The organism is Bordetella genomosp. 5 (genome assembly GCF_002261315.1).
Classification (GTDB): domain Bacteria; phylum Pseudomonadota; class Gammaproteobacteria; order Burkholderiales; family Burkholderiaceae_B; genus Bordetella.
Window position 1 is genome coordinate 722,809 of the sequence record NZ_NEVP01000001.1, and the last position, 14,130, is coordinate 736,938.

The following is a 14,130-nucleotide window of genomic DNA, read 5'->3' on the forward strand; positions in this document are numbered from 1 at the left end:
GGCCCCGGAGGACAGCGCCGCGCGTGAATGAAGCGATGCAGGTATCCATCATAAAGCACCGGGCCTGCGGCGGCCCGGAAGAGCCGGCTCGCGGCGCGGGTATCCGGTGGGGACCGCGGGCTACGGACGCACGCGGTCGAGCATCTCGCACAGGGCGGCGCTCAGGTCGACCAGACGCGGACCGGGGCGGTATAGCGCGTCGGCGTCGAGCGCGTACACATGGCCGGCCAGCGCGGCCGGCAGGCGGGTGTCGTGCCAGCGGCGGCGCAGGGTCTCGGCCTCGGCGGCCGACTGCACGCCCGCGATCACCGCATCCGGACGGGCCGCCAGCACGCTTTCGAGCGATACCTGCGGTGCGACCACCGGCGCCTGACCGAACACATTGACCCCGCCGCAAAGCGTGAGCGCATCGCTCACGATGCTGCTGTCGTTCAGGGTGTAGAGCGGGTCGGTGCCGGCCTGCACGAACACGCGCACCTTCGGCTTGCCGGCATAGGCCGCGCGCAGGCCGGCCAGCCTGGCACGCAGGCGCGCGGCTTCGGCGTCGGCCGTGGCCGTGGTGCCGAACAGCCGACCATAGCGTTCGATCGAGCTCGGGATGTCGTCGAGCCGCTGCGGATCGGAATAGAAGATCGGCGTGCCCAGCTTGCCGGCGATGCCGGTCAGGCCGGCCGCGGTGGCGGGCTGCCAGCCGAGGATCAGGTCGGGGTTCAGGCGGACCACGCGTTCCGGATCGGGCTGCATGGCATCGCCGATGCCCGGCAGCGCGCGCGCGGCGGGCGGGTAGTCGCTGGCGCGTACCGTGCCGGCCAGATAGGCGCCCGCGCCGGCGGCATAGACCAGCTCGGTCGCGTGCGGTGTCAGGGTGATGGCGCGGCGCGCGGGCGCGGCCAGCGTGACCTGGCGCCCGAGATCGTCTCGAACCTGGATCGGTGGCGTCGCGGCCGGCGCGTGGGCCGGCGCCGTTGCGACCTGCACCTGGAGCTGCGGCGTCGTCGCCGATGCCTGAGCCCACACGGGGATGACGCCCGGCATCAGCGCCGCGGCCAGCGCGCCGGCCCGCAGCGCGGCCCGCAGTGCGGCCCTAGCCGGCGCCCTGTCCGGCGCCCTGTCCGGCGCCCGTGCCCACGCCATGCGCGGTACGGGCCGGGGATGGCCGGGAGCGTGGACGGGGGCGGTGCGCCAGGGCGCGCGGGGGGCATTCATCGTGGAGCTCACGTCCTGCCGATACAGCCGGCGTCGAAACGCCGACTATATCGGATCAGGCGCCTCAGTAACGCAGGGTGAGCGAGGCGTAGAAGTTGCGGCCCGGGGCGGGGTAGAGGTTGTAGCGTGCCTCGGAACCGAGCATGGCGAAGTCAGCGTTGCCGCCGCGGATGCCGTACGTGGCGTACTGACGATCGAAGATGTTGTTCACGCCCACGGCGGCTTCGACGTTGCGGGTGAACTTGTACGCGAGCTTGGTGTTGAACAACACGTACGCATCGAGCTGCTTGCCGAATTGATTGGCCTGGTCGTTGTCCATGCGCGACTTGCCCACGTATTGCGCCGAGACGTTCCACAGGAACGCGTCGGTGGGGCGCCAGGTGACGCCGGCGTTGGCCAGCCACTTGGGTGCCAGGGGCACGTCCTTGCCGGCCAGATCCACACCCGCGTAGTTGCCGGAGCGGAACTCGGCTTCCATCCAGGTGACGTTGGCATCGAGCGTCAGGCTGCTCGACAGCGCGTGATGACCTTCGAGCTCGATGCCCTGGCGGCGGGTCGGGTCGAGGTTGGTGTTGGCGCCCGTGCCCGGGCCCCACATGCCGTCGGCCAGCGGGTTGTACTGGATCTCGTTGGTCAGGTCATAGCGGAACCACGACAGGCGCGCGCTGCTGCGCTCGGACTGCCAGGTCACGCCGAGTTCCTTGTCCGTCGAGGTCTGCGGCGAGAGCGGCGATTGCACCGACAGCAGTTCGTCGGCGTTGGGCAGGCGGAAGCTGCGGCCGATCTTGCCGTAGACGCCGAAGCCGCGGCTGAGGTCCTGGCGCACGCCCAGTTGCCAGGCGGTCAGGTGGTTGCCCCGGTCGGAGGGCGTGCCGGCGTCGCCCGACAGCGCCGACAGATCGTCGGAGGCGTATTGACGGCGCACGCCGGCGGTCACGTAGGTGCTGTCGGTGGCGCGGACCTGGCCTTCGGCGAACAGGCCGTACTGATGCTGGCGCGATTGCCACTTGGCCTGCTCGAACGCGTAGTAGGCGTCCTGGGTCGAGGTGGTCTTGGCTTCCAGCGCATCGGCGCCCACGATCAGGCTGTGGCCGCCGTCGAACGGCAGGCGGTAGCGCAGGCTCAGGTTGTTTTCTTCGAGCTTCTGGTCGCGCAGCGTGTCGCCGAAGCCGTCGAACGAACGGCCGTTCAGCTTCTTCTCGCGGCTGGAGGCGTCGGCGTACAGGGTGCCGGGGCCGATGTCCTGCACGATCTGGGTGCCGAAGATCGTGGAGGTGCTCTTGACGTAATCGATGTCGTTCTTCGAGCCGCGCGGATCGTCCTGGTATTCGTTCAGGCCGGTGAACGGATCGATCGCGCGCGCGCCGGGCAGGTCCAGGCGCTGCGTGGTGGTGCGGGCGTAGAGGCGGATCGAGCCGTTGTCGTGGCGGAAGGTCAGGCCGCCGCCGCCGCCTTCGCGGCGTTCGCCGCTGTGGTCGCGGTAGCCATCGGTGTGCAGCGACTGCACGAACGCGTCGACGCCGACCTTTTCATTGTTGAGCGCGGCCGAGGCGTCGTATTGGCGCAGGCCGTAGCTGCCGAACGTGGCCGTGGCGCTGGCCGTGACGGGTTCTTTGTTGAACGGGCCGCGCGTGATGATGTTGATCACGCCGCCCGTGGTGCCGCCACCGTACTGCACGGAACCGCTGCCGCGCACGATTTCCACGCGTTCGACCTGGCCGAGCGGGATCACGCCGAGATTCGGCGCGGAGAGGTCGTTGGTGTTTTGCTTGACGCCATCGATCAGGATCAGCGTGTTGCTGAAGCCGGTGATGCCGAAGCCGCGCAGGTCGACGATGGCGTTGTCGTTCGAGCTGGTCGTGTTGACCAGATGAATGCCGGCCTGGGTCGACAGCAGATCCTGCATCGTGCGGGCGCTGCTGGCGGCGATGTCCTGGGCCGTGATCACCGAAATGGAGACGGGCAGGGTGCGGCCATCGGTGGGCACGCGCTGCGCGGTCACGGTGACGGTGTCGAGTTCGGAGGGGGCGGGGTTGCCGGCCTGCTGGGCGCTGGCCAGCGCGGGAGCGGTGCACAGCAGGGCGCCGGCGTAACGCCGGATAGAGCGGGATTTCATCAACTAGACCTCGATGCGACCCGCGACCCCGCAGGTCATACCAATGGGAGAACGCTGATGGCGCGGCGGGCGCGCACGGGCAGGCGTTCTGACGAGCGAACAGGCCGGTATCGGGCTGCCACGCGTGAGACGCGTGGGGACCGTTGCGGGGGCAGCACAGGCTGGGCGTGGCGGGGCGCGAGCTGTCGTGACGACAGGCGCGTCCGGCCCGGAGGCCTTCCTGTTTCCCGTTTATCTTTCGCACGCGGCGGGCAAGTGTTGTGCGCTTGCCCGTTCAGTGCGCCGAAAGCACCCGTTCGGGGCCGAAACTGTATCACCGGCGGGCGCGAGATGACCGGTTTTGTTACGATCCAGGACTGATTTCAAGGGGTTTTCCCCTTTTCGCCACACACCAGGATCTCTTCGTGCCTTATCCCAGCCTGCCCTACCCGCCCGAGGCCTTCACTCACGGTGCCGAGTTCGCTCGTCTGCTGGAGCGGCGCATCCTGATCCTGGACGGCGCGATGGGCACGATGATCCAGCGCTACAAGCTAACCGAGTCCGATTTCCGTGGCGAGCGCTTTGCCGAGCACCACAAGGATCTCAAGGGCGACAACGAGCTGCTGTCGCTGGTGCGGCCCGACGTGATCAGCGAGATCCACCGTCAGTATCTGGCGGCCGGCGCCGACGTGATCGAGACCAATACCTTCGGCGCGACCTCGATCGCCCAGGGCGACTACGATCTTCCGGAGCTGGCCTACGAACTGAACCTGGCGTCGGCCAAGCTGGCGCGCGAGGCCTGTGACGCCTACAGCACGCCCGAGCGGCCGCGTTTCGTGGCCGGGGCGCTGGGCCCGCAGCCCAAGACCGCCTCGATCTCGCCCGACGTCAACGACCCGGGCGCGCGCAACGTCACCTTCGAAGAGCTGCGCGTCGCGTATGTCGAGCAGCTCAATGGTCTGCTCGATGGCGGCATCGACGTCGTCCTGATCGAAACCATCTTCGACACGCTCAACGCCAAGGCGGCCATCTTCGCGGTCGAAGAGGTGTTCGAGGCGCGCGGCGTGCGCCTGCCGGTGATGATCTCCGGGACCGTCACCGATGCCTCGGGCCGCATTCTGTCGGGCCAGACCGTCGAGGCATTCTGGAACTCGGTGCGGCACGCACGTCCGGTCACGATCGGCCTGAACTGCGCGCTGGGCGCGGCGCTCATGCGCCCGTATGTGGCCGAGCTCGCCAAGATCTGCGACACCTATCTGTGCGTGTACCCCAACGCCGGCCTGCCCAATCCCATGGCCGAGACCGGCTTCGACGAGACGCCCGCCGACACCTCGGCGCTGCTCGAAGAGTTCGCGCGCTCGGGCCTGGTCAACATGGCGGGCGGTTGCTGTGGCACCACCCCCGATCACATCAAGGCCATCGCCGACAAGGTGCTGAGCCTGACGCCCCGCGTGGTGCCCGAGGTGCCGGTCAAGACCCGCCTGTCGGGCCTGGAACCGCTCAACTTCGACGAAGACTCCCTCTATGTGAACGTGGGCGAGCGCACCAACGTCACCGGCAGCAAGATGTTCGCGCGGCTGATCCGCGAAGAGAAGTACGACGAGGCGCTCGCCGTCGCGCGCCAGCAGGTCGAAAACGGCGCGCAGATCATCGACATCAACATGGACGAGGCCATGCTGGATTCGGTGGCCTGCATGCACCGCTTCCTCAACCTCATCGCCTCCGAACCGGACATCGCACGCGTGCCGGTGATGATCGACAGCTCGAAGTGGGAAGTGATCGAGACCGGCCTGCGCTGCGTGCAGGGCAAGCCCGTGGTGAACTCGATCTCCATGAAGGAAGGCGAGGCGCCGTTCCGCGAACACGCCCGCCTGTGCCGCCGCTACGGCGCCGCCGTGGTCGTGATGGCCTTCGACGAGCAGGGTCAGGCCGACACGCTCGAGCGTCGCAAGGAAATCTGCGCCCGCGCCTATCGCATCCTGGTCGAGGAAGAGGGCTTCCCGCCCGAAGACATCATCTTCGATCCCAACGTGTTCGCGGTGGCCACCGGGATCGACGAGCACAACCACTACGCGGTCGACTTCATCGAAGGCACGCGCTGGATCCGCGACAACCTGCCCCATGCCCGCATTTCGGGCGGCGTGTCGAACGTGAGCTTCTCGTTCCGCGGCAACGAGCCGATGCGCGAAGCGATCCACACGGTGTTCCTCTACTACGCCATCAAGGAAGGCATGACGATGGGCATCGTCAACGCCGGCCAGCTCGGCGTGTATTCCGACCTGGCGCCGACGCTGCGCGATCTGGTCGAAGACGTGGTGCTCGACCGCGCCGAGCCGGTCGGCAAGACCGACCCGGCCGATGAGCGCACGCCCACCGAGCGTCTGGTGCAATTCGCCGACACCGTGAAGGGCTCGGGCGCGAAGAAAGAAGAAGACCTGGCCTGGCGCAACCAGCCGGTCCAGCAGCGCCTCTCGCATGCCCTGGTGCACGGCATCACGACCTTCATCGTCGAAGACACCGAAGAGGTGCGGCAGGAAATCGCCGCGCGTGGCGGCCGTCCGATCGAGGTGATCGAAGGCCCGCTGATGGACGGCATGAACGTCGTGGGGGATCTGTTCGGCGAGGGCAAGATGTTCCTGCCGCAGGTGGTGAAGTCGGCGCGCGTCATGAAGCAGGCCGTGGCCCACCTGATCCCGTTCATCGAAGAAGAGAAGCGCCAGATCGCGGCGGCGGGCGGCGACGTCCGCGCCAAGGGCAAGATCGTCATCGCCACCGTCAAGGGCGATGTGCACGACATCGGCAAGAACATCGTGTCGGTGGTGCTTCAGTGCAATAACTTCGAGGTGGTCAACATGGGCGTGATGGTGCCCTGCGCGCAGATCCTCGAGACCGCCAAGAAAGAGAATTGCGACATCATCGGCCTGTCGGGCCTGATCACGCCCAGTCTCGAAGAGATGGCCTACGTGGCCTCCGAGATGCAGCGCGACGAGTATTTCCGTTCGCGCCGCATGCCGCTCATGATCGGCGGGGCCACCACCAGCCGCGTGCACACCGCGGTCAAGATCGCGCCCAACTACGAAGGCCCGGTGATCTACGTGCCCGACGCCAGCCGTTCGGTGGGCGTGGCCACCAACCTGATGTCGGATCAGGCGCAAACCTATCTCGACGAGCTGGCACAGGAGTACGAAGACGTGCGCCGCCGCCACGCCAACCGCAAGGCCACGCCGCTCGTGTCGATCCAGGAAGCGCGCGCCGCCCGTCCGCAGATCGATTGGGACGCCTACACGCCGCCGCGCCCGAAGTTCATCGGCCGCCGCACCTTCAAGAGCTACGACCTCGCCGAGATCGCGCGTTACGTCGATTGGGGTCCGTTCTTCCAGACCTGGAGCCTGTTCGGGCCGTTCCCGGCCATCCTCGACGACAAGGTCGTGGGCGAGCAGGCGCGCAAGGTCTACGCCGACGGCCAGGCCATGATGAAGCGCATCATCGAAGGCCGCTGGCTGACGGCCAACGGCGTGGTGGGCTTCTATCCCGCCAACCGGGTCAACGACGAAGACATCGAAATCTATCGCGACGAGACGCGCAGCGAGGTGCTGTTCACCTATCGCAATCTGCGCCAGCAGGGCGTCAAGCGCGAGGGCGTCACCAACAAATGCCTGGCCGATTACATCGCGCCGAAGGAGAGCGGCAAGCTCGACTATGTGGGCATGTTCGCAGTGACCGCGGGTCTGGGCATCGAGAAGAAAGAGGCCGAGTTCGAGGCCGCGCTCGATGACTACTCGAGCATCATGCTGAAGTCCCTGGCCGACCGTCTGGCCGAGGCCTTCGCCGAATGCCTGCACGCCCGCGTGCGGCGCGACCTGTGGGGCTACGTGCCCGACGAGGAACTCGACAACGAGGCCATGATCGCCGAGAAGTACGTCGGCATCCGGCCCGCGCCCGGCTATCCGGCCTGCCCCGAACACGTGGTCAAGAGCGACATGTTCGAGGTGCTCGACGGCAACGAAATCGGCATGCAGCTCACCGACAGCTACGCGATGTACCCCGCGTCCAGCGTCTCGGGTTTCTATTTCAGTCATCCCGATTCGCAGTACTTCAACGTGGGCACGATCGGCGAAGATCAGCTCAAGGACTACGCCGAGCGTAGCGGCCGGTCGCTCGAAGATCTGCGCCGCACGCTGGCGCCCAACCTCGGCTGAGCCTGCGGGTCGTGAAAAAAAAAGGGAGGCTCGCGCCTCCCTTTTTTATGCCGGCTTCACGGCCACCAGGGTGAGCGAGTCGCTCGCGAACGAGCCGTCGGGCTGAATGTCGAAATGCTGCCGTACCGGCGCGGGCGCGATCGCGAGCATGTCTCGCAGCGCCTGCACGAGCGGCGCGGGCGTGCGCATGCGCGTCACCCACGATTCGAACTCGAGCGCCAGGCGCCGCGGCGTGAAGCTCTGCACGACGAAGCCGGCGTCGGCCAGCAGCGTGAGCCACTCGGCCTGCGAATAGTCGCGCACGTGCGAGGTGTCGCGCAGCACTTCGATCGTCTGCAGCCAGGTGTCGAGCAGCGCCTGTCCCGGCGAGGCGATGTCGGCGAACACGGCCGTGCCGCCCGGCTTGAGCACGCGCCAGGCCTCGCGCAGGCCCAGGCCCGGATCCTCCCAGTGATGCGCCGAATAGCGGCTCATCACCAGATCGAACGCGCCGTCGGCGAACGGCAGATGCTCCGCCTTGCCGCGACAGGTCTCCAGCTGCGTCAGGCCGCGCTTGGCGGCCTCGGCGGCCACCACGTCGAGCATGGACTGCGACAGATCGTAGGCGGTCACGTGCGCGACGTGCGGCGCGACATGGAAGCTCACGTGGCCGCCGCCACAGCCCAGGTCCAGCACGCGGGCGTCGGGGTGCGCGCGCGCGATGTCCGCCATCTGCAGCAGGTCCGCGCCCTGCGCATGCACGGCACTGGTGAGGTAGGCGTGGGCCTGAGGACTGAACTGCCGCTCGACGGCGGCGTCGTGGGTGGGGCGCGTCATGGTGATCCTTCGGTAAGTGACAGCGCGTAAGATAGGGGGATCACAGTACCCGTACAAGCCCATTGCCCATCCTGGTATGAACAGTGCCACCCACCTCGCTACCGACGGCTCGACGCTGCGGCGCCAAAACCTCGGCGAATTCGTGCGCAGTGCGCGCTCCCGCATCACCCCGCAGATGGCCGGCCTGCCCGCCGGCAGCCGGCGCCGCACGCCCGGGCTGCGCCGCGAAGAGGTCGCGCAGCTCTCCGGCATCAGCGTGACCTGGTACACCTGGATCGAGCAGGGCCGCGAGGTGTCGGTGTCGCCCGCGGTGTGGTCGCGCATCGGCAATGTGCTGCAGCTCGGCCGCGCCGAGCGGGCCTATCTGTTCGAGTTGGCCGAATCGGCCGATCCCCAGCATCCGCGCGACGAGGCGGGCGGTCCGGCCGGCCTGCCGCTGCAGGTCTGCGTGGATGCCATCGAGGCGCCGGCCTACGTGCTCGATCGTGCCTGGAATGTCCTGGCCTGCAACGCGGCCCTATCCGAGTTGTTCGATCACTGGCCGCGCCGCGATGGCGCGCCCAACCTGCTGCGCTACATCTTTCTGGATCCGGCGGCGCGCACCCTGGTGGTCGACTGGGAGCAGCGCGCGCGCCGCGTGGTGGCCGAGTTCCGTGCCGACGCGGGGGCGCACCTCGACGAGCCGGACGTGCTGGCCCTGCTCGACGCGCTCAATCGCGCCAGCCCCGTGTTTCATCATTGGTGGACCCGTCACGCCGTGGTCGAACGCGAAGGCGGCGTGCGCGAATTCGAACACCCGCGCCGCGGCCGCCTGCAGTTCCAGCAGATCACCTTCCGCCTCGCCACGCATCCCGAGCTCAAGCTGGTGATGTTGCTCGACGAGCCGCGCGACCCGGCGTCTACCTGAGCACGAACGCGCTGTCGGGCTCCATCAGCCCGGCGGCCACCAGGCCATCGAGCAGCTTGCGCACCGGCGCGGGCAGGGCCTGATCCGCCAGGTCGGCGGCGGCCACCCACTGCTGCGGTTGCGCGCTCTCGCGCAGTGACGCGCCCTCGACCTCGATCAGCCACGGCCGCACGTGCAGCTTGAAATGAGTGAAGGTGTGCGAGAAGGCCGCCAGGGCGGTCCGGCTTTTCACGCGCAGGCCCAACGCCTGCGCGGCCGCGCCCGGGTCGGCATCGGCCTCGCATTCGGGCAGCGTCCAGAGTCCGCCCCAGATGCCCGGCGACGGCCGCTGCGCCAGCAGGACCCGGCCGGCGTCCAGCAGCACCAGCATGGCCGTCTCGCGCTCCGGCACGGCCTTGCGGGTCTTGGGGGTGGGCAGTTCGAGCTGGCGGCCCTGGGCGCGCGCCGTACAGGTGTCGGCCACCGGACAGCGCCCGCAGTCGGGCTTGCCGCGCGTACAGAGCGTGGCGCCGAGATCCATCAGGCCCTGCGTATAGGCCGTCATGTCGAGCGCTGGCGCGGCCTCCACCTGTGCACGCGCCAGCGCCCACAGCCGCTGCTCGACCTCGCGCCGCGTCGGATCGCCTTCCACCCCGAAATGCCGCGCGAATACGCGTTTGACGTTGCCGTCCATGATGGGTGAGCGCTCGCCGTAAGCGAAGGCGGCGATGGCCGCGGCGGTGGACGGGCCGATGCCCGGCAGCGTGGCGATGCGTTCGGCGTCGGGCGGGAATTGCCCGCCCCATTGCGCCACGATCTCCTGCGCGCAGCGATGCAGATTGCGCGCGCGGGCGTAGTAGCCCAGCCCGGCCCAGAACGGCATGACCTCTTCCTGGCTGGCGGCGGCCAGGGCCCGCACATCGGGAAAGCGTGCCAGAAAGCGCTCGTAGTACGGAATCACGGTTGCGACCTGAGTCTGCTGCAGCATGATTTCGGAGAGCCAGATCCGATAGGGATCGCGCGTGTTCTGCCACGGCAGGGCGTGGCGTCCGTGCGCGGCTTGCCAGGAGGTGATGCGTAGGGCGAATGGCATGGGCGAATTATCGCATTGCCCTATTGCGGGGACGGATTGGCGGCATGTAAAAGAGAGACATAACAACAAGGCGGTTAAGTCCGACCTCGGCGCCGGCGCCCCAAAAGGGCGACTCCGTGACACCTGGGCTGGATAGTCTCTTACAACGGAGTAGACAATGAATGCCCCTCTTACGCCCGCGCAACGCGCGGCGCTCGAATCCGTCCACCTGGACGACAAGTTCACCCTCGAACAAGGCCGCGCCTGGATGAGCGGCATCCACGCTCTGGTGCGCCTGCCCATGATGCAGCGCGTGCGCGATGCGCGGGCCGGGCTCAACACCGCCGGCTTCATTTCGGGCTATCGCGGGTCGCCGCTCGGCGGGGTGGACCAGAACATGTGGAAGGCTGCGAAGTACCTCAAGCAGCATCACATCGAATTCCAGCCCGGCATCAACGAAGACCTCGCCGCCACCGCCGTCTGGGGCTCGCAGCAGGTGAACCTGTTCCCCGGAGCCAAGTACGACGGCGTGTTCGGCATGTGGTACGGCAAGGGGCCGGGCGTGGACCGCTGCGGCGACGTGTTCAAGCACGCCAATGCCGCGGGCACCTCGCGCCATGGCGGCGTGCTGGTGATAGCGGGCGACGATCACCCGGCCAAGTCGTCCACGCTGCCGCACCAGAGCGACCACATCCTCAAGGCCTGCATGATCCCGGCGCTGTTCCCGTCGAGCGTGCAGGAGGTGCTCGATTACGGCATTCATGGCTGGGCCATGAGCCGCTACGCGGGCGTGTGGGTCGGCCTGAAGACGATCACGGATATCGTCGAGGTGTCGGCCTCGGTCGAGGTCGATGCGGAGCGCGTCTCCATCGTGCTGCCCGAGGATTTCCAGCTGCCGCCGGATGGGCTGAACATCCGCCTGCCCGACACGCCGCTCGCCCAGGAGGCGCGGCTGCTCGATTACAAGCTCTATGCCGCGCTCGCGTATGCGCGGGCCAACGGCCTGAACCGCGAGCTGTGGCAGGTGCCCCAGGACCGCGCGCGCTTCGGCATCATGACCTCCGGCAAGGCTTACCTCGACACGCGCCAGGCGCTGCTCGACCTCGGGCTGACCGAATCGGTCTGTCAGCGCATCGGCCTGCGCCTGTTCAAGGTCGGCATGGTCTGGCCGCTCGAGGCCACCGGCATGACCCGCTTCGCCGAGGGGCTGGACGAGATCCTGGTGGTCGAAGAGAAGCGCCAGGTGCTCGAGTATCAGCTCAAGGAAGAGCTCTTCAGCTGGATCGGATCGGGCAAGAAGATCCCGCGCGTGGTCGGCAAGTTCGACGACAAGGACGGCGGCGAGTGGTCGGTGCCGCAGGGCAACTGGCTGCTGCCCGCGCATTATGAGTTCTCGCCCGCCATGGTCGCCAAGGCCGTCGGCGCGCGGCTGCTGCGCTTCGAGTTGCCCGCCGACGTGCGGGCCGGGATCGAGGCCCGCCTCGCTTTCATCGAAGGCCGCGAGCAGGCGCTCGCCAAGCCGCGCGTGGTGGTCGACCGCAAGCCCTGGTTCTGTTCGGGCTGCCCCCACAACACCTCGACGCGTCTGCCCGAGGGCTCGCGTGGCATGGCCGGCATCGGCTGTCATTACATGGTGACCTGGATGGGCCGCAACACCCAGGTGTTCACCCAGATGGGCGGCGAGGGCGTGCCCTGGATCGGCCAGGCGCCGTTCACCGAAGAAAAGCATGTGTTCGCCAACCTCGGCGACGGCACCTACTACCACTCGGGCCTGCTCGCGATCCGCGCCGCGGTGGCGGCCAAGGCGCCCATCACCTACAAGATCCTGTTCAACGATGCCGTCGCCATGACCGGCGGGCAGCCGGTGGACGGCCCGATCAGCGTGCCGATGATCACGCAGCAGGTCGCCGCCGAAGGCATCGACAAGATCATCATCGTCACCGACGAGCCCGAGAAGTACGACAAGGTGCAGGGCCTGGCGCCCGGCGTCCCCGTGCACCATCGCGACAAGCTCGACGAGGTCATGCGCGAGCTGCGCGCCTATGCGGGTGTCTCGGTGCTCATCTACGACCAGACCTGCGCCACCGAGAAGCGCCGCCGGCGCAAGCGCAACGCCTATCCCGATCCGGCGCGCCGGGTGGTCATCAACGAGCGCGTCTGCGAGGGCTGTGGCGATTGCTCCGAGAAGTCGCACTGCCTGTCGGTGGAGCCGCTCGAGACCGAGTTCGGGCGCAAGCGCACCATCAATCAGTCCAGCTGCAATAAAGATTTTTCCTGCCTGAAGGGTTTCTGCCCGAGCTTCGTGACGGTGGAGGGCGGCAAGCTGCGCAAGCCCAAGGCCCTCGCGCAGCAGGACGGCATCGCGGCCGGCCTGCCCGAGCCCACGCCTGCGCCCATCGCGGGCCACTACGGGGTGTTCATCGCCGGCGTGGGTGGCACCGGCGTGGTCACGATCGGGCAGTTGCTCGGCATGGCCGCGCACCTGGAAGGCAAGGGCTGTTCGGTGCTCGATATGGCCGGCCTCGCGCAGAAGGGTGGGGCGGTGTATTCGCACGTGGTGCTGGCGCCTACGCCGGGCGAGCTGCTCAACACCCGAGTGGCGATGGGCGAGGCGGATCTGGTGCTCGCCGGCGACCTCGTGGTGGGCACGAGCGCGGACGCGGTCGCGCGGATGCGCGCCGGACGCACGCGCATGCTGCTCAACAGCGACGTCGCGCCGACGGCCGCCTTCGTCCACAACCCTGACTGGACGCTGCCGGGCTCCGACCTGCAGCGCGATCTGGCGCAGGCCTGTGGTCCCGAGAACGTCGCCAGCATCGACGCCGCGGCGCTCGCCGTGGGCCTGCTCGGCGACGCCATTTATGCCAACCCGCTCATGATGGGCTATGCCTACCAGAAGGGCTGGCTGCCGCTCGGCGAAGCCGCGCTGCTGCGGGCGATCGAGCTCAACGGTCAGCAGGTGCCCAACAACCTCACGGCATTCGCGTGGGGCCGTCGGGCCGCGCAGGACCTGGCAAGCGTGCAAAGCCTGCTCGGCGTGGCGGCGCAACCCGCCGCGCACGAGCCGCAGATCGTCGAGGTCAAGCGCGGCGAGCGCCCGGCGGTGGTCGACTTCAAGCGGCCCGCCACCGAGCTCGATCAGCTCGTGGCGCGCCGGCGCGAGGTCCTCGTGGCCTACCAGAACGAAGCCTACGCCAGGCAATACACCGATCTGGTGGAGCGCGTGCGCGTGGCCGAGCATCAGGCCACCGGCACCACGCGCCTGGCCGAAGCCGTGGCGCGCTACTACTTCAAGCTCATGGCCTACAAGGACGAGTACGAGGTGGCGCGGCTCTACAGCGATGGCGAGTTTCTCAAGCGCATCGCGGCGCAGTTCGAGGGCGACTGGAAGCTCAATTTCCATCTCGCTCCGCCGCTGACCGCCGGCCGCGACGGCGACGGTCATCTCAAGAAGCGAGCCTATGGCCCGGCGATGCTCAAGGTATTCGGCGTGCTGGCCCGGCTGCGCGGCTTGCGCGGGACCGCGTTCGACGTGTTCGGCTATACGGCCGAACGCCGCGCAGAGCGCGCGCTCATCGTGCAATACCGCGAGCATATCGGCGCGATCCTGGGCAAGCTCAACCGCGGCAACCTCGAACAGGCGGTGGCGCTCGCCAGCCTGCCCGAAGAGATTCGCGGCTATGGCCACATCAAGGAGGCGGCGATGGCGCGTGCCGCGGTCAAGCGCGAGGCGCTGATGCAGCAGTTCAGCGCCTCGGTCGTCGGCATCGGCGGCGCACGCGCTGCGTGAGGGCGGCGGCCGGCTAGGTGCGGCCGGCGAGGTGCGGCCGGCGAGGTGCGGCCGGCATGGGCGTGG

Annotated in this window: 7 protein-coding genes; 3 read left to right on the plus strand and 4 right to left on the minus strand. The window is 68.1% G+C overall.

Features of this window, described 5'->3' with window-relative positions:
• Window positions 1–120: 120 nt before the first annotated feature.
• Entirely contained in the window at window positions 121–1,035 is a 915-nt protein-coding gene (locus CAL25_RS03375; protein WP_094798503.1) for a cobalamin-binding protein, read from the minus strand.
• Between the two features lie 235 nt (window positions 1,036–1,270).
• Entirely contained in the window at window positions 1,271–3,322 is a 2,052-nt protein-coding gene (locus tag CAL25_RS03380; RefSeq protein ID WP_094798504.1) for a TonB-dependent receptor, read from the minus strand.
• Between the two features lie 404 nt (window positions 3,323–3,726).
• Here CAL25_RS03380 and metH point away from each other — a divergent pair, with 404 nt between their 5' ends.
• The gene (metH, locus tag CAL25_RS03385) at window positions 3,727–7,500 is read left to right on the plus strand and encodes a methionine synthase (RefSeq protein WP_094798505.1); all 3,774 of its coding nucleotides are present in this window, start codon (window positions 3,727–3,729) and stop codon (window positions 7,498–7,500) included.
• Between the two features lie 45 nt (window positions 7,501–7,545).
• On the opposite strand, the gene CAL25_RS03390 is transcribed toward metH, so the two are convergent.
• Window positions 7,546–8,316 carry a class I SAM-dependent methyltransferase gene (locus CAL25_RS03390; RefSeq protein WP_094798506.1) on the minus strand — a complete coding sequence of 257 codons (771 nt, stop codon included), beginning with the start codon at window positions 8,314–8,316 and terminating at the stop codon, window positions 7,546–7,548.
• A gap of 76 nt (window positions 8,317–8,392) precedes the next feature.
• Between CAL25_RS03390 and CAL25_RS03395 the strand changes: the two genes are divergently transcribed.
• Window positions 8,393–9,223, plus strand: coding sequence for a helix-turn-helix transcriptional regulator (locus CAL25_RS03395; protein WP_094798507.1), 831 nt, complete (start codon window positions 8,393–8,395; stop codon window positions 9,221–9,223).
• Here the strand turns inward: CAL25_RS03395 and mutY are convergent.
• On the minus strand, window positions 9,216–10,295 hold the full coding sequence (gene mutY, locus CAL25_RS03400) for an A/G-specific adenine glycosylase (protein ID WP_094798508.1): 1,080 nt from the start codon (window positions 10,293–10,295) through the stop codon (window positions 9,216–9,218). The genes CAL25_RS03395 and mutY overlap by 8 nt on opposite strands.
• A gap of 157 nt (window positions 10,296–10,452) precedes the next feature.
• Here mutY and CAL25_RS03405 point away from each other — a divergent pair, with 157 nt between their 5' ends.
• Window positions 10,453–14,064: an indolepyruvate ferredoxin oxidoreductase family protein gene (locus CAL25_RS03405; protein ID WP_094798509.1), complete on the plus strand. Its 3,612-nt coding sequence runs from the start codon at window positions 10,453–10,455 to the stop codon at window positions 14,062–14,064.
• The last annotated feature ends 66 nt before the right edge of the window (window positions 14,065–14,130 follow it).

What these genes read in the sequence shown, in the direction of transcription:
- CAL25_RS03375 (WP_094798503.1), bottom strand. Translation starts at nt 1,035, where the DNA reads ATGCCGGGCGTCATCCCCGTGTGGGCTCAGGCATCGGCGACGACGCCG.
- CAL25_RS03380 (WP_094798504.1), bottom strand. Translation starts at nt 3,322, where the DNA reads ATGAAATCCCGCTCTATCCGGCGTTACGCCGGCGCCCTGCTGTGCACC.
- CAL25_RS03390 (WP_094798506.1), bottom strand. Translation starts at nt 8,316, where the DNA reads ATGACGCGCCCCACCCACGACGCCGCCGTCGAGCGGCAGTTCAGTCCT.
- CAL25_RS03395 (WP_094798507.1), top strand. Translation starts at nt 8,393, where the DNA reads ATGAACAGTGCCACCCACCTCGCTACCGACGGCTCGACGCTGCGGCGC.
- mutY (WP_094798508.1), bottom strand. Translation starts at nt 10,295, where the DNA reads ATGCCATTCGCCCTACGCATCACCTCCTGGCAAGCCGCGCACGGACGC.
- CAL25_RS03405 (WP_094798509.1), top strand. Translation starts at nt 10,453, where the DNA reads ATGAATGCCCCTCTTACGCCCGCGCAACGCGCGGCGCTCGAATCCGTC.